The organism is Streptomyces sp. NPDC002564 (assembly GCF_042889645.1).
Lineage (GTDB): Bacteria > Actinomycetota > Actinomycetes > Streptomycetales > Streptomycetaceae > Streptomyces.
In genome coordinates, this window is record NZ_JBIARE010000001.1 from 1076835 (window position 1) to 1092062 (window position 15228).

Annotated in this window: 15 protein-coding genes; 7 read left to right on the plus strand and 8 right to left on the minus strand. The window is 72.0% G+C overall.

What is annotated here, in order from left to right:
- Window positions 1–140 precede the first annotated feature (140 nt).
- Window positions 141–590 carry a DUF2550 domain-containing protein gene (locus ACFYXE_RS05055; RefSeq protein WP_361167314.1) on the plus strand — a complete coding sequence of 150 codons (450 nt, stop codon included), beginning with the start codon at window positions 141–143 and terminating at the stop codon, window positions 588–590.
- 144 nt (window positions 591–734) lie between these two features.
- On the opposite strand, the gene ACFYXE_RS05060 is transcribed toward ACFYXE_RS05055, so the two are convergent.
- The 3 genes from ACFYXE_RS05060 to ACFYXE_RS05070 all read right to left on the minus strand — a co-directional run bounded on the left by ACFYXE_RS05060 (window position 735) and on the right by ACFYXE_RS05070 (window position 4621).
- Window positions 735–2570 carry a glycosyl hydrolase family 18 protein gene (locus ACFYXE_RS05060; protein WP_389309547.1) on the minus strand — a complete coding sequence of 612 codons (1836 nt, stop codon included), beginning with the start codon at window positions 2568–2570 and terminating at the stop codon, window positions 735–737.
- Between the two features lie 213 nt (window positions 2571–2783).
- Window positions 2784–3434: a response regulator gene (locus ACFYXE_RS05065; protein WP_389308915.1), complete on the minus strand. Its 651-nt coding sequence runs from the start codon at window positions 3432–3434 to the stop codon at window positions 2784–2786.
- Window positions 3431–4621, minus strand: coding sequence for a sensor histidine kinase (locus ACFYXE_RS05070; RefSeq protein WP_389308916.1), 1191 nt, complete (start codon window positions 4619–4621; stop codon window positions 3431–3433). Before ACFYXE_RS05070 ends, ACFYXE_RS05065 begins: the two co-directional genes overlap by 4 nt.
- A 214-nt stretch (window positions 4622–4835) precedes the next feature.
- On the opposite strand from ACFYXE_RS05070, the gene ACFYXE_RS05075 reads away from it, so the two are divergent.
- On the plus strand, window positions 4836–5420 hold the full coding sequence (locus ACFYXE_RS05075) for a hypothetical protein (RefSeq protein ID WP_389308917.1): 585 nt from the start codon (window positions 4836–4838) through the stop codon (window positions 5418–5420).
- Window positions 5421–5423: 3 nt separating this feature from the next.
- Here ACFYXE_RS05075 and ACFYXE_RS05080 read toward each other — a convergent pair whose 3' ends face one another.
- From ACFYXE_RS05080 to ACFYXE_RS05090, 3 genes are read right to left on the minus strand one after another with little or no spacing between them, the layout of a single operon-like run.
- Window positions 5424–5996, minus strand: a complete 573-nt coding sequence (locus tag ACFYXE_RS05080; RefSeq protein WP_389308919.1) for a cob(I)yrinic acid a,c-diamide adenosyltransferase — start codon at window positions 5994–5996, stop codon at window positions 5424–5426.
- Window positions 5997–6009: 13 nt separating this feature from the next.
- Entirely contained in the window at window positions 6010–6765 is a 756-nt protein-coding gene (locus ACFYXE_RS05085; protein ID WP_361181310.1) for an ABC transporter permease, read from the minus strand.
- A gap of 38 nt (window positions 6766–6803) precedes the next feature.
- A complete protein-coding gene (locus ACFYXE_RS05090) occupies window positions 6804–7586 on the minus strand; it encodes an ABC transporter ATP-binding protein (RefSeq protein WP_389308921.1) in 783 nt (260 codons plus the stop codon).
- Window positions 7587–7723: 137 nt separating this feature from the next.
- On the opposite strand from ACFYXE_RS05090, the gene ACFYXE_RS05095 reads away from it, so the two are divergent.
- The 4 genes from ACFYXE_RS05095 to ACFYXE_RS05110 all read left to right on the plus strand — a co-directional run bounded on the left by ACFYXE_RS05095 (window position 7724) and on the right by ACFYXE_RS05110 (window position 12588).
- Window positions 7724–8365, plus strand: a complete 642-nt coding sequence (locus ACFYXE_RS05095) for a TetR/AcrR family transcriptional regulator (RefSeq protein WP_389308924.1) — start codon at window positions 7724–7726, stop codon at window positions 8363–8365.
- 203 nt (window positions 8366–8568) lie between these two features.
- Window positions 8569–9417: a 3-hydroxyacyl-CoA dehydrogenase family protein gene (locus ACFYXE_RS05100; RefSeq protein WP_389308926.1), complete on the plus strand. Its 849-nt coding sequence runs from the start codon at window positions 8569–8571 to the stop codon at window positions 9415–9417.
- Window positions 9418–9613: 196 nt separating this feature from the next.
- The gene (locus ACFYXE_RS05105) at window positions 9614–9937 is read left to right on the plus strand and encodes an STAS domain-containing protein (RefSeq protein ID WP_150172293.1); all 324 of its coding nucleotides are present in this window, start codon (window positions 9614–9616) and stop codon (window positions 9935–9937) included.
- A 215-nt stretch (window positions 9938–10152) separates the two neighbouring features.
- Window positions 10153–12588 (plus strand): ATP-binding protein, encoded by a 2436-nt coding sequence (locus tag ACFYXE_RS05110; RefSeq protein WP_389308929.1) that lies wholly within the window; start codon window positions 10153–10155, stop codon window positions 12586–12588.
- A gap of 121 nt (window positions 12589–12709) precedes the next feature.
- Here ACFYXE_RS05110 and nucS read toward each other — a convergent pair whose 3' ends face one another.
- Window positions 12710–13381: an endonuclease NucS gene (gene nucS, locus ACFYXE_RS05115; RefSeq protein ID WP_361180533.1), complete on the minus strand. Its 672-nt coding sequence runs from the start codon at window positions 13379–13381 to the stop codon at window positions 12710–12712.
- Window positions 13382–13669: 288 nt separating this feature from the next.
- On the opposite strand from nucS, the gene ACFYXE_RS05120 reads away from it, so the two are divergent.
- Complete coding sequence (locus ACFYXE_RS05120) at window positions 13670–14062, plus strand: SCO5389 family protein (RefSeq protein WP_361180531.1); 393 nt, start codon at window positions 13670–13672, stop codon at window positions 14060–14062.
- A gap of 80 nt (window positions 14063–14142) precedes the next feature.
- Here ACFYXE_RS05120 and ACFYXE_RS05125 read toward each other — a convergent pair whose 3' ends face one another.
- Window positions 14143–15177: an LLM class flavin-dependent oxidoreductase gene (locus ACFYXE_RS05125; protein WP_389308932.1), complete on the minus strand. Its 1035-nt coding sequence runs from the start codon at window positions 15175–15177 to the stop codon at window positions 14143–14145.
- Window positions 15178–15228 lie beyond the last annotated feature (51 nt).

Sequence of the window (15228 nt, forward strand, 5' to 3'; positions counted from 1 at the left end):
CGCGCGCGGCGTAACGTGACTCAGCCGCGGCCGGGTCCGGGAAGGTTCCGGACCGGGTCGCGGCTGAGGCAATGCGGGTGCGATGTATTGGTCCGTTGTCGGTCGGTCGGCCGACGGTAGAGGCGAGGAGGTCGGTGCCGATGATCCTCACTCTGCTCGTGTGCGGACTTGCTGTGATCGTGCTGGTGTTGCTGGGGCTCTTCGTCTTCGGACTGCGGCGCCGGCTGATCCAGCGTTCCGGTGGCACCTTCGACTGCAGCCTGCGGTGGAACGCGCCGGAGAAGGGCGACACCTCCGGCAAGGGCTGGGGATACGGCGTCGCCCGCTACAACGGCGACCGGGTCGAGTGGTTCCGCGTCTTCTCGTACGCGCCCCGGCCCCGCCGGGTCCTTGAGCGCTCCGCCATCGAGGTCGTGGACCGGCGCGCGCCGGACGGCGAGGAGGAGCTCGCGCTGCTCTCCGACGCCATCGTCCTCGGCTGCCTGCACCGCGGCTCCCGCCTTGAGCTGGCGATGAGCGAGGACGCGCTGACGGGTTTCCTCGCGTGGCTGGAGGCGGCGCCCCCCGGCCAGCGGGTGAACGTGGCCTAGCCGGAGCTTCCGCGGGAGCACCGCGCGCCGGCCACGCACGGTCTGCCGTCGTACGACGTGAGAAGCCGGGAAGACACGTGAGAAGCCGGGAAGACAAGGGGCGATCTTGTCTTCCCGGCTTCGTTCTTGGGGCGGCCCCGGGTGTTACTTCAGGCCGTCGTTGATGGCGCTCACCAGCTCACCGTTGCTGGTGTCCCCGCTGAACTCCCAGAAGAACGCTCCGCCCAGGCCCTGCTGCTTGGCCCAGCCCATCTTGGCGCGGACGGTCTCGGGGGTGTCGTACGACCACCAGTTGCTGCCGCAGTGGGCGTAGGCGGTGCCGGCGACGGTGCCGTTGGACGGGCAGGAGTTCTTGAGGACCTTGTAGTCCTCGATGCCCTGCTCGTAGGTGCCGGGCGCGGGCCCGGTGGCCGTGCCGCCCGGCTCCTTCTGGGTGACGCCGGTCCAGCCGCGGCCGTAGAAGCCGATGCCGAGCAGGAGCTTGGCCGAGGGCACGCCCTTGGCCTTCAGCTTGGCGATGGCGGCGGCCGAGTTGAAGCCGTCCTTCGGGATGCCGGCGTAGGACGTGAGCGGCGAGTGCGGTGCCGTCGGTCCCTTGGCGTCCCAGGCGCCGAAGAAGTCGTACGTCATGACGTTGTACCAGTCGGCGTACTGCGAGGCGCCGCCGTAGTCGGCCGCGTCGATCTTGCCGCCGTTGGTGCCGTCCGCGGTGATGGCGGCCGTGACCAGGTTCTTGGAGCCGAACTCGTTGCGGAAGGCCTGCATCATGGTCTTGAAGACGGCCGGGCCGCTGGTGTCGCAGGACAGGCCGCAGGCGTTCGGGTACTCCCAGTCCAGGTCGACGCCGTCGAAGACGTCGGCCCAGCGCGGGTCCTCGACCAGGTCGTGGCAGGACTTGGCGAAGGCCGCCGGGTTCTTCATGGCGTCACCGAAGCCGCCGGACCAGGTCCAGCCGCCGAAGGACCACAGGATCTTGATGTTCGGGTACTTGGCCTTCAGCTTGCGGAGCTGGTTGAAGTTGCCGCGCAGGGGCTGGTCCCAGGTGTCGGCGACGCCGTCGACGCTCTGGTCGGCGGTGTAGGCCTTGTCGATCGCCGCGTAGGAGTCGCCCATGGTGCACTTGCCGCCCTGGACGTTGCCGAAGCTGTAGTTGATGTGGGTGATCTTGCCGGCCGAGCCCGAGGTCGCGATGTTCTTGGCGTGGTAGTTGCGCTGGTAGACGCCCCACTCGGTGAAGTAGCCGAGCTTGACCTTGTCGCCGGGCTCGGGGTCGGGGCCGCCGCCCCCGGTGGTGCGGACCTTGACGGCGCCGCTCGCGGGACCGGTCTGGTCGGCGGTGTCGCGGGCTTGGACGGTGTAGGAGTAGTCGGTGCCCGCGGTCAGGCCGGAGTCGGTGTAGCTGGTGCCGGTGACCGTGGCGACCTTCGCGCCGTCGCGCAGCACGTCGTAGTTCTTGACGCCCTTGTCGTCGGTGGCGGCCGACCAGTCGAGCTTGACCCCGGTGTTCGTGATGCCGGAGGCGGTCGGGGTGCCGGGGGCGCTCGGCGGGTTGTCGCCGGGGACGCTGCCGCCGTCACAGCTCGCGCCGTTGAGCGAACACTTGGAGGGGGCGCCGGAGCCGGTGCCGTTGAACCCGAAGGAGACCGAGGCGCCGGGGGCGAGCGTCCCGTTCCAGCCGAGGTTCTTGCCGGTCCAGCGGGTGCCGGAGTTGGTGACGGTGGCGTCCCACGCCGAGGTCACCTTGGTGTCGGCGGGGAAGTCCCACTGGACGTTCCAGGAGCTGAGGGTGGTGGTGCCGGTGTTCTTGATCGTCCACTTGCCCTCGAAGCCGCTGCCCCAGTCCTGGGTCTTGGCGTACGTGGCGGTGGCCTCGGGGGCGGCTTCCGGGGCCGCCTCGGCGGAGCCGCCGAGCGCGACCAGGGTGGCGAGCGGAAGGAGCAGTGTGGTCACTCCCGCCACAGCTCTGTGCCTGAACCTCAGTCTGGGGCGGGTGGTGCTCTTCTTGAAGCGCACGAGGTGCTCCTCGGGTGAGTTCCGGGGGTCTTAGGGGTTGAACCCTGCGCCGCCCGTGAGCACGTGGACACGTGGGGGAGTGCTCACCGCAGTGCGGTGAGAATAGAAAGGTCTGGACCAGCGGTCAAGAGGTCTGAACCATTGGCCGGATCGCGACCGTCCGCCGCCCGGCCCCCGGGGTCAGACCCCCAACTCCTGTGCCAGTACCGCGGCTTGGACCCGGCTGCGCAGCTCCAGCTTGCCGAGCAGGCGGCTGACGTGGGTCTTCACCGTGGCCTCCGCCATCGCGAGGCGGCCCGCGATCTCCGCGTTCGACAGGCCATCGCCGATGCAGGAGAGCACCTCCCGCTCGCGGCGCGTGAGGCTGTCGAGCACGGCCGGGTCCGGCGCGTTCCCGCCCCGCGCCGCCGTGGCGGGGGCGGCGAACTCGGCGATCAGCCGGCGGGTCACGGCGGGCGCGATGAGACCCTCGCCGCGCGCGACCGTGCGGACGGCCGCCAGGAGGTCCTTCGCCTCGGTGTTCTTCAGCAGGAAGCCCGCCGCGCCCGCGCGCAGCGCCCCGAACACGTACTCGTCGAGGTCGAAGGTGGTCAGGACCAGGACGTCCGCGAGCCCCTCGGCGACGACCTGCCGGGTCGCCGACACCCCGTCCAGGCGCGGCATCTGGACGTCCATCAGGACCAGGTCGGGGCGCAGCTCGCGGGCGCGCGCGACGGCCTCCTCGCCGTCCGCCGCCTCGCCGACCACCTCGATGTCGGCCGCGCTGCGCAGGATCAGGACGAGTCCCGAACGCACGGCGGCCTGGTCCTCGGCGACCAATACTCGGATCATGCGTCCGCTCCTTCGTCCGCGGGGGCGACGGGCAGGGTCGCGGAGACGTTCCAGACCTTGCCGTCGGGGCTGCTCTCGGGGCCGGACCCGAAGGTGCCGCCGAGCAGTTCGGTGCGCTCGCGCATGCCGACGAGTCCGGCGCCCGAGCCGGGGGCACGGGGCCCGGAGGGATCGCCGTACGGGCTGGTCACCCGGACGGTGAGGGCGCGGGGCCGCTGGGTGAGGGACACCGTGACGCGGCCCGGCGATGCGTGCTTGAGGGCGTTGGTCAGGGACTCCTGCACGATGCGGTACGCGGCGAGCTCCACCGGGGCGGGCAGCTTCGGCCCGTCGGGGGAGCGGGTGTCGTCGAGCGTCACGTCCAGGCCGTTCGTACGGGCGTTCTCGATCAGGGTGGACAGGGCGGCCAGGGTGGGGGCGGCCGAGGGTTCCAGGTCGCCGGTCTGGTCGCGCAGGAGGCCGATGAGGCGGCGCATCTCGGCCAGGCCCTCGACGCTGTTCTCGCGGATCACGGCGAGGGCGTCCTTGCTCGTCGCCGGGTCGTCGAGGGAGAGCGCGGCCGTGGAGTGGATGGCGATCGCCGAGAGGTGGTTGGCGACCATGTCGTGCAGCTCGCGGGCCATCCGGGCGCGCTCGGCGGACACGGCCTGGACCCGGTCCATCTCGGCCAGCAGCGCGGTCTGCTCGGCGCGCAGCCGCGCCGCCTCCGCGGCCTCGCGGTGGTTGCGCACCAGGACGCCGGTGGTGGCGGGCGCGAAGGAGATCACACCGGTGAGGACGCCGATGAGGACCGCCTCCGGCTTCTGGAACCAGGCCAGGAAGCCGATGGTGACCGCGACCGTCACCAGGCCGGTGGTGACCGGGATGCGGCGGGCCGCGGCGGGGGAGCCGTACACGACGGCCGCGTACACGATGTCCGTGTACATCATGATCGACGCGAGGTTGCCGTTCGTGAACTGGTCGGCGGCCAGGGCGAGCGTGCCGACGCACAGGGCGAACCGCGGGGCCGTGCGGCGCACCAGGGACAGGCACGCGAGGACGGACAGCGGGATCAGCGCCCAGGTGCTGCTCAGCAGCCGGTCCGTCTGCGCGTGCAGCCCGAGCGCCCACAGGCCCAGCCCGCAGAGCAGGCTGACCGAGGCGATGAGGACATCGACGCGGTGCGGACGGGCGAGGGGCAGGGCCATGCCTCCATCCAACACGGTCGACCGGGGCCCTGGCCTGGTCCTGAGGGAGGAGCCGCGCCGGTGGCGGCTCCATCGAACTGCGTACTGCGGCGGGCGCGGCGGCGCCGCTACATCGAAGGATGCAGTCCCACTTCGTCACTGGTGACGATGAACGGGGGCCGGTGCGACGGGAGGCTCGAAGGGTGAGCGGGGAACCGAGCCGGAGGAGCACGCCGTGATCGTCACACTGATCGTCATCTGCGAGATCGGCTTCTGGGTGCTGCTGGCCGCGGGCCTCGCCACCCGCTACCTGCTGCGGATGCCGCGCCTGGGGGTCGCGATCCTGCTGTGCGAGCCGCTGCTGGAGGTCCTGCTCCTGGTGGTGACCGCGGTCGACCTCAAGAACGGCGCCGACCCGAGCTGGAAGCACGGTCTCGCCGCGGTCTACATCGGCTACACCGTCGGCCACGGCCACCGCACGGTGCGGTGGCTCGACGGCCACGCCGCGCACCGCCTGCGGGGCACGCCGCTGCCGCGCCCGCCGCGCTACGGCCGCCCCCGCGCCCGGCACGAGGCGAAGGTCTGGCTCGGCACCGTCGTGGCGGCCGCGGTGGCGAGCGCCCTGCTGCTGATCGCCATGTGGTACGTCGACGACCCGGACGGCACGGCGTCCCTGCGCGGCTGGATGTACACGGCCTGGCGCGCGGCCGGCATCCACGGCCTCATCGCGCTCAGCTACACCCTGTTCCCGAAGAAGGCCCCGCCCGGCACGTCGGACGGGCCGGCCCGGGACCGCGAGAAGCACCTGACCGGGCGCTGAGCGCTAGCGCTCGCCGCCCGGGACCCACAGCACGTCGCCGACCTCCTTGTTCGCCGTACGGGCCAGGATGAACAGGAGGTCGGAGAGGCGGTTGAGGTAGGTGGCGGTCAGGGGGTTCATGAGGTCGCCGTGGGTCTCGAAGGCCGCCCAGGTCGACCGCTCGGCCCGCCGCACCACCGTGCACGCCTGGTGCAGCAGCGCCGCGCCCGGGGTGCCGCCCGGCAGGATGAAGCTGCGGAGCTTCTCCAGGTCCGCCAGGAAGCGGTCGCAGTCCGCCTCCAGCTTGTCGATGTAGGCCTGCTCGACGCGCAGCGGCGGGTACTTGGGGTCCTCGACGACGGGGGTGGAGAGGTCGGCGCCCACGTCGAAGAGGTCGTTCTGGACCCGGACCAGGACCTCGACGACCTCCGGCGCGAGCTGTCCGAGGGCGACGGCCGTGCCGATCGCGGCGTTGGCCTCGTTGGCGTCGGCGTACGCCGCGATCCGCAGATCGGTCTTGGCGGTGCGGCTCATGTCCCCGAGGGCCGTCGTGCCCTGGTCGCCGGTCCTGGTGTAGATGCGCGTCAGATTGACCATGCGGCCAGCGTAGTTAGGCTCCGGCCCGCCGGAAGACACGTGTGCCCACCGTCACGGACAGCAGCACGAATCCGAGGGCCGCCAGGACGCCGTACAGCATGGCCGTGGACGCGTACTGGCCGACGTATCCCGCCCGTACCGCGTCGACGAGATAGCGGAACGGCATGAAGTGGGAGAGCACGTCCAGCCAGGCGGGGGCGAGCGCCATCGGCAGCATCAGGCCGGAGAGCAGCATCGAGGGCAGGCTCACCGCGTTCACGGCGGGGCCGAACTCGTGCGGCTTGTCGACCTTCAGGGCCAGCGCGTACGAGAGGGAGGCGAGCCCCGCGGTCAGCAGCGCCACGAACGCGAAGCCGATGAGGATGCCGCCGAGCGGTGCCCGCAGGCCCATGACCAGCGCGGCGAGCACCAGCAGCACGGCCTGGAAGACGAAGAGCGCCGCGTCGCGCAGGATCCGTCCGAGCAGCAGCGCGAGGCGGCTGACGGGCGTCACCCGCATTCGCTCGACCACCCCGAACTGTTTCTCGATGATGAGCGCGAAGCCGCTGAACGTGGCGCCGAACAGGCCGAGCTGGAGCAGCAGGCCGGGCACGAGCACCTGCCAGGAGTCGCCCCGCGAGCCGAGCGGCAGACCGGTGAGCAGCGGGCCGAAGAAGAGCAGGTAGAGCAGGGGCGTCAGGACGCCGAAGAGGATCTGGAAGGTGGAGCGCAGGGTCTGCCGGGCGTACCGCCCGAAGATCAGCGCGGTGTCGGAGAGCAGTGCGGGCATGACGGGGTCCCGGGTTCGAGAGGGGCGGCTGGGGCGGGTCAGACGGCGACCGGGGGAGTGTGCGCGGGAGTGATGGCGCGGCCGGTGATGGCGAGGAAGGCGTCCTGCAGCGTCGCGTCGGGCGAGCCGCCGTGGCGGAGCTTGAGCGCGCTCGGCGTGCCCTCGGCGACCACCTCGCCCCGGTCGACGACGACCAGGCGGTCGCAGAGCGCGTCGGCCTCGTCGAGGTAGTGCGTGGTGAGGACGACCGTCGTGCCGTGCTCGTCGCGCAGTGCGCGCACCAGGCGCCACAGGTCGGCGCGGCTGCCCGGGTCCAGACCGGTGGTCGGCTCGTCGAGCAGGAGCAGCGCGGGCCGGTGGGTGAGGCCCAGGGCGAGGTCGAGCCGCCTGCGCTGGCCGCCGGAGAGCGCCGCGCAGGGCCGCTCCAGGAGCTCGGTCAGGCCGAGGTCACGGGCCAGTTCCCCGGCGCGGGCGACGGCCTCGGCCTTCGGCAGGCGGTAGAGCCGGCCCTGGGTGACCAGCTCCTCGCGTACGGACATGCTCAGGTCGACGCCGCCGGACTGGGCGACGTACCCGATGCGGCGCCGGACGCCCGCGGGGTCCCGGGTGAGGTCGTGGCCCGCGACGGTGGCGGCGCCGCCGGTGGGCGGGAGCAGCGTGGTCAGCATGCGCAGGGTGGTGGTCTTGCCCGCGCCGTTCGGCCCGAGGAGGCCGACGATCTCGCCGGGTTCGACGCGCAGGTCGATGCCGCGGACGGCCTCGACGGGACCGCTCTTGGTCGGGAAGGTCCGGGCGAGCCCGGCGGTGCTGATGATGGCCATGGCGACCACAAAAACAGAGTCTCTGAAATTTTGCAATGCCACCAAGTTTTGAAGTGGAGCGAACTTTTGGCGTGGCACCAAGTTGTGGTGTGGAGCCAAGTTTTCAGGCGTCCTAGGGAGCGGCCTACGATGAGGCCATGGCTGAGGGGCTCAGAGAGCGCAAGAAACGGCAGACCAAGCAGCGGATCTCGGACATCGCGACCGGGCTCTTCCTCGAGCACGGCTTCGTCACGGTGACCGTCGCGGAGGTCGCCGACGCCGCGGACGTCTCGGTCAACACGGTCTACAACTACTTCCCGGCCAAGGAGGACCTCTTCCTCGACCGGGGCGGCGACGTCGTCGACCGCCTCGCCCGTCATGTGCGCGGGCGCCGCGAGGGCGAGTCCGCCGCCGACGCCGTCCTGCGCGAACTGCGCGCCGACGTGGAGGCCGTCTCGCCGACCGTCGGGCTCTTCCCCGGCTGGGCCGACTTCATGAAGGTCATCACCGACGCGCACGCCCTGCGCTCCCGCCTCTGGGCGATCCAGCAGGAGGCCCTGGACCGGCTCACCGTCACCCTCGCCGAGGAGACCGGCGCGGCCGACGGCGATCCGCTGCCCGGACTGATGGCGGGCCAGCTCTCCTGGGTGCACAGCACGCTCATGGCGTGGATCGGCACCGAGATGTCCCGGCGCCGCGAACCCGCCGAGGTCTCCCGGGAGGCCCTGGCGCTGCTCGACGAGATGGAGGAGCTGCTGAGCCGGAAGGTCCTCAACTACGCGGTGCGCGCCGCCGGATGACGCCCGCCGGTGTGATGTCCGTCATTGGGGACGGCACTTCGGCCCCAAAGCCCCTCGTCGCGGGGCGGTACCCGGGTGACGGGCGGGCGTGACGCGCATCTCTTCACCGCCACAGGTGCGGCCCCGGGCGCTAACGTGCGCCGAAGAGGCATACGTAAACAGCGTGTAAGCCAAGCTTGAACACCGGCAGGGGAGTCGTAACAGTGGCACGGAAGCTCGCCGTCATCGGAGCCGGACTCATGGGGTCCGGCATCGCTCAGGTCTCCGCCCAGGCGGGCTGGGACGTCGTCCTGCGCGACGTCACCGACGAGGCGCTGACCCGTGGCACCGACGGCATCAAGGCGTCGTACGACAAGTTCGTCGGCAAGGGCAAGCTCGCCGCCGACGACGCCGAAGCCGCGCTCGCCCGCATCACCACGACCACCGACCTGGACGCCGTCGCCGACGCCGACATCGTCGTCGAGGCCGTCTTCGAGAAGCTCGAGGTCAAGCACGAGATCTTCCGCACGCTCGACAAGCTCGTGCGCGACGACGCCGTCCTCGCCTCCAACACCTCCGCCATCCCGATCACCAAGATCGCGGCCGTCACGGAGCACCCGGAGCGCGTCGTCGGCGCCCACTTCTTCTCGCCGGTCCCGATGATGCAGCTCTGCGAACTCGTGCGCGGCTACAAGACCAGCGACGAAACGCTCGCCCGCACCCGCGAGTTCGCCGAGTCCGTCGGCAAGACCTGCATCGTCGTCAACCGCGACGTCGCCGGCTTCGTGACGACCCGTCTGATCTCCGCGCTCGTCGTCGAGGCCGCCAAGCTCTACGAGTCCGGCGTCGCCACCGCCGAGGACATCGACATCGCCTGCAAGCTCGGCTTCGGCCACGCCATGGGCCCGCTCGCGACCGCCGACCTGACGGGCGTCGACATCCTGCTGCACGCCACGAGCAACATCTACACGGAGTCCCAGGACGAGAAGTTCGCGCCGCCGGAGCTGATGCGCCGGATGGTTGACGCCGGTGACATCGGACGCAAGAGCGGGCAGGGGTTCTACAAGCACTGAACCAGCACTGACGTACGCCGTCTGACGACCCGTCGGGCTCTTTGGCGCCCTACGGGTCACCCCTCGGAGTGAATTCGGTATCGGTTCGCTTACAGACGGCAACTTCCTTGCCCATGCGGCAGTCAGTTGCAGTGACATACGCAGACGCCTTACGTATCGGGCGCCACAGTCGACACAGCACTCTCGGGGAGCGCATATGCACATCAGGGGCGACCAGGCCCAGCTGGTCGTCGGGGGACGCCTCGACGTACGCAGCGCGGCGGACGCCCGCACGGTCCTGCACTCGGCCGTCGACGACGGCGTCGGCGACCTGGTGCTCGACCTGTCCGAACTCGACTCGTGGGACGCCACGGGCCTCGGCGTGATCATGGGCGCGCACCGGCGCGCCGGGCGGTGCGGACGCAGACTCGTCCTGCGCCACGTGCCGCCGCAGATGCAGCGCCTCCTCGTGGCGACCCGGCTCCACCGGATCCTCGCCATCGAAGGCGGCATCGGTGTCGAATCGCTCCCCCGAGTATGAAGAGTCCGAATCGCACCTCGCGCACAATCCTCACGAACCTGTGACGTCTCGGACGGGGCCGCACCCCGCCCTCTCGTAGATACTGAGCGAAGGTCTAGGGTTCGGTCGCCCACCGATATGACGAACCCGCACGGGCACCGGACCAGAAGCGACAGCGCAGTGTGCACGAAGGCCGGAGGGGGCTCTGCACGCGACGCATCTGGGGGGCTAAGACCATGGACCCGACGAACCGGGGACCCGAAGAGTACGGCCACGACCACCGTGGCGACGATCCCGACACCCCGGCGCGACCGCAGCGCCCGCGCGATCCGCTGACCCCGGACTACGGCCAGCCCGCGCCCGCCCTGGCCCGCACCGTGCAGCTCGTCTCCGGCGACTTCCTGCTCACCGTCAACCCCGTCGACGGCAGCGAGATCGAACCCTGCCCGCCCGGCGAGCGGCCCGGCCCGCCCCCCAAGCGCACCGCCGACCGGCGCGCCGAGCTGCGCCGCGCCGCGATGCCGCCCGTGCCGCCCGGCCCCGCGCTGCCCAGGCTGCCGCTCCTGGAGCGCCAGGAGGAGCGCGAGCGCCTCGTACGGCTCCTCGCGCGCGGTCGCTCCGTACGCCTGACCGGACCCGCGGGATCGGGCCGCACCTCGCTCCTGAACGCCGTCGCCGACGACTGCGCGGACCTCGCGCCCGACGGCGTCGTCCGCCTCTCCGGCTACCGCAGGACCCCCACCGAACTGCTCCACGACCTCTGCGCGGCCGTCCACGACGCGCCGCTGCACCGCCCCGAGCGCGGCCGGCTGCTCGACCTCGTCCACGAGATCGGCGCCGTCGTCGTCCTGGACGACCTGGAGTTCGGCGGCACCGGCCTCGACGAACTGCTCGACGCGACGCCCGAGTGCGCGTTCCTCATCGCCACGACCCCCGACGTCGCGGCCCCCTCCGCCGACTCCCACCTCGAAGAGCTCTTCCTCGGCGGACTCGGCCGCAACGGCAGCCTGGAGCTCCTGGAGCGCGCCGTCGGCCGCGTCCTCGACGACGAGGAGGCCAACTGGGCGGGCGACCTCTGGTTCGAGTCCGAGGGGCTGCCGCTGCGCTTCGTCCAGGCCGGCGCCCTGCTCCGCCAGCGCGACCAGCTGCGCGCCGACCCGCACGCCTTCGAGGAGCACGGCTACTTCGGCGACCTCCCGGCCGACGCGTCCTTCGACGCCGACGGGCACGACGTGCCGCTGCCCTCGCTCGCCGACGGCGCCGCGCCCGCCGAGCTGCTCGCCGCCCGGCTGAGCCCGTCCGCCCGCGCCACCCTGAAGTTCGCCGTCGCCCTCGGCGGCGAACTGCCCCACCAGGCCCACCTGCCCGCCCTCGTCGGCGACACCCACGCCGACGCCGCCCTCGCCGAGCTGGTCGGCTGCGCCCTGGTCACCGCGGTCGGCGCGCACTACCGCCTGGCCGCCGGGGTCCGCGCCCAGCTGGACGCCGCCGGGTACGCGGACCAGGCCCCCGAGCACGCCCTGGCCGCCGCCCAGCACTACGCCTGGTGGGCCGGACACCCCTCCGTGACCCCCGAGCGGGTCGCCGCCGAGGCCGCCGCCGTCCAGGCCGCCCTCGCCTCCCTCGTCGCCACGGAGAGCGGCGCCGCCGTACTGCTCGCCCGCACCGCCGCGCCCGCCTTCGCCGGGGGACTCGACTGGGGCGCCTGGGAACGCGCCCTGCGCTCCGGCCAGGAGGCGGCACGCAACGCCGGCGAGGTCGCCGAGGAGGCGTACTTCCACCACGAGCTCGGCATCCTCGCGCTCTGCGGCGGACGGCTCGACCGGGCCCGCGCCGAGCTGGAGGCCTCCATCGGGCTGCGCGGCGCCCTCGCCGACAAGCGCGGCATGATCTCCGGGCGCCGGGCCCTCGCGCTGGTCGCCGACCGCTCGGGCGGCGCGCTGCCCACCGGTCACACGGCCGCGGGCGAAGAGGTGCCCGACGCCCGCCACGAGGAGTCCGCGTCGCCTCCCGGCGGTGTCCCGGCCGCCTTCGCGCTGCCCGTGCCGCCCCCGGAGCCGGACACGCTCGTCGCCGGCCCGGCCACCCCCCTCGCACAGGGCCCCGCGCCCGGCCGCCGCTCCCTCGTCAACGGCACCCGGCGCAACCTCGTCGCGGCGGGCGCGGGCGCGCTGCTCGCCGCCGTCCTCGGCACCGTCGTCACGCTCGGCGCCACGTCCGACGGCAACGACCCGCCGAACGACAAGGTCACGACCGAGCACTCGGCGACGGACGACCAGGGCGACGACGACCTGACCGCCGACGAGCCGCGCCAGGACACCACGAGCCGCGCCGACGACGGCGTCCCCGACACCGCGGACGACCCGGCGCCCGGCGACAGCGCCACCCCCTCGGGCACGCCGAGCGGCAGCGAGGAGCCGTCGGACAAGCCGTCCGCCACGCCCACCGAGCCCTCCGGCAAGCCGACGAAGCCGAGCGAGAAGCCCACCGAGCCCACCGACAAGCCGACGAAGCCCTCGTCGAAGCCGCCGACCGACCCGCCGACCTCGCCGCCCACGACGACCCCGTCGACGTCGCCGTCGAGCGAGGCCCCGACCGACCCGGACAGCTCCGAACTGGTGAGCCGCCCGGCGAACTCCCCGAGCGGGTCGGACGAGGCACCCGCGGCCTGACACCGAACGCCGGGAACGGGACGTACGCACACGGCGGAGGGCCGGGTCCACCGGGACCCGGCCCTCCGCCGTCTTTCCGTGCCGTGTTGCCGCCCACGGGGCCGTGCGCCCCGTACGGGCGTCAGAACAGCCGCAGCTTGTCGTCCTCGATGCCGCGCAGCGCGTTGTAGTCCAGGACGGCGCAGCCGATGCCCCGGTCCGTGGCGAGGACCCGCGCCTGCGGCTTGATCTCCTGGGCGGCGAAGATGCCCCTGACGGGCGCCAGGTGCGGATCGCGGTTCAACAGTTCGAGGTAACGCGTGAGTTGCTCGACGCCGTCGATCTCCCCGCGCCGCTTGATCTCGACGGCGACGGTCTGGCCGTCCGCGTCCCGGCAGAGGATGTCCACCGGGCCGATCGCCGTCATGTACTCGCGCCGGATGAGGGAGTAGCCCTCGCCGAGCGTCTCGATCCGGTCGGCGAGCAGCTCCTGGAGGTGTGCTTCCACGCCGTCCTTGATGAGGCCGGGGTCCACGCCCAGCTCGTGCGAGGAGTCGTGCAGGATCTCCTCCATCGTGATGATGAGCTTCTCGCCCCCCTTGTTCACGACGGTCCACACACCGGCGTCGTCCCCCGAGCCCTCCTTCAAGGTGCACGGCGGAGACATCCAGTTGAGCGGTTTGTAAGCCCTGTCGTCCGCGTGGATGGAGACGCTGCCGTCCGCCTTCACGAGGATCAGGCGGGGGGCCGACGGGAGATGGGCGGTGAGCCGGCCCGCGTAGTCCACGGAGCATCGGGCAATGACGAGACGCATGGGGCGCAACGCTACTCGACTCGGGGCGGTGCACGCGATTCGCCCGCCCCGCCGGGGCGACCGGCCCCGGTGTGCCGGGGGTCGTCCCGCGGGAGGGCCCGCGCCGCGTGTGACTTGTCCGTCGATGAGCCTGTTCGATCCTGGCCGGTTATGCGCCAAACCTTCTGGTGCGGTCCCCGCCCGGTGCCTACCGTAGAAGACAAGAGGTCGTCATCCGTGCACGCTGCGTAGGCGGACTCCATCCCTGTCCGTACGCCCCCGTTCCGCGGGGGTGCGAGAGGAGAACCCATGTCGCTCGACGTCTCACCGGCACTGTTGGAACAGGCCGAGCGAGGCGAGGTCGACGAAGCAGCTTTCGTCGACTGCGTCCGGACCTCCCTGCCTTACGCATGGGAGATGATCAGCTCCCTGGTGGCTCAGCTGAAGGTCGACGGCGGCGAGTTCGCCGACAACCAGACCCCGCCGCCGGACGAGCAGGCACGTGGCCAGCTGCTGCGCGCGCTCGCGAGTGACGCGATTCGCGGTGCGCTGCAGCGGCACTTCGGTGTGCGTCTGGCTTTCCAGAACTGCCACCGCGTGGCGGTGTTCCCGCTTGATGCGTCCGTGGACGACCGGCTCGCACGCTTCACCTCGATCCGGGGGCAGCTGCTGAACCAGTCGCCCGAACTGCGGGACTGCTGACGTTTGTTGCTGCCGCTCCGTACGCGGGAGGTGTTTCAGTCCGGAGCGGCAGCTCCAGCTCCGCAGGACGACAGCGGGTCTCAGCCGAGCTGGGGCAGCACTTCGGCGCCCAGCCTGCGTACGTTCTCCTCCGTGGCCGCGAGGTCGCCCGAGCCCTCCACGAGCAGCGCGAACCGCGTGATGCCGGTGCGCTCCGAGGTGGCGGCGAGCCGGTCGGCGCACATCTGCGGGGTCCCCACGGGGTGCAGCCCGCAGAGCAGTTCGGTGTAGGCCAGCGGATCCCGCATGGCGCGATGCCGGCCGTCGACGGTGACATGGGCGTCCAACCCCTGCTTCAGCCAGCCCGGCATGGCCTTCTGCAGCGTCTCCGCGGCCTCCAGGCGGCGGTCGGCGACCTGGGCGACGCCGGCCGAGACGTGCGGGGCGGTGGCGACGGCCTCGGGCGGATGGCCCGACGCACGCGCGTGGCGATTCCACAAGGCCACCATTTCGGCCTTCTCCTCGTCGCCCACATGCATGCCCAGCAGCATCGGCAGACCCCGCTGCGCGGCGAGCCGCACACTGGACGGCGAGGTGCAGGCGACGACGACCTCGGGACCGCTGTCGCCCCCGCCGTTCAGGGCCTCCTGCGGGCGCGGCACGACCGCCACCTCGCGGAAGGCGAACCGCTCGCCCCGGCCCGCGACCCGGGGCTCGGTCAGCCACCGCAGCAGCAGGTCGAGGGATTCGGGGAACCCCTTCTCGTACGCCTCCAGGCCGGCCCCGAAGACCTCCAGGTCCACCCACGGGCCGCCGCGGCCGACGCCCAGCGAGAACCGGCCGCCGGACGTCAGGTGCAGCAGGGCGGCCTGCTCGCCGAGCGCCACGGGGTGCGCGCTCGGGAGTACGCTCACGGCTGTGCCGACCCGGATCCGCCGCGTCCGCCCGAGGATCAGTGCCGCGAGGGTCACCGCCGACGGGCACGTGCCGTACGGCACGAAGTGGTGCTCGGCGAGCCAGACCGCATCGAGACCCGCCTCCTCGGCCACCTCGGCGGACCGCACCGCACGGTGCAGTGCCTCCCCCTGCCCCTGTCCGGGGAACTGGGCGGCCAGTACAAAACTTCCTACACGCATCGAACTCCTGCCTCCTTGGCGCGACGCAGGCACTCCCCTACGGGCAATAAC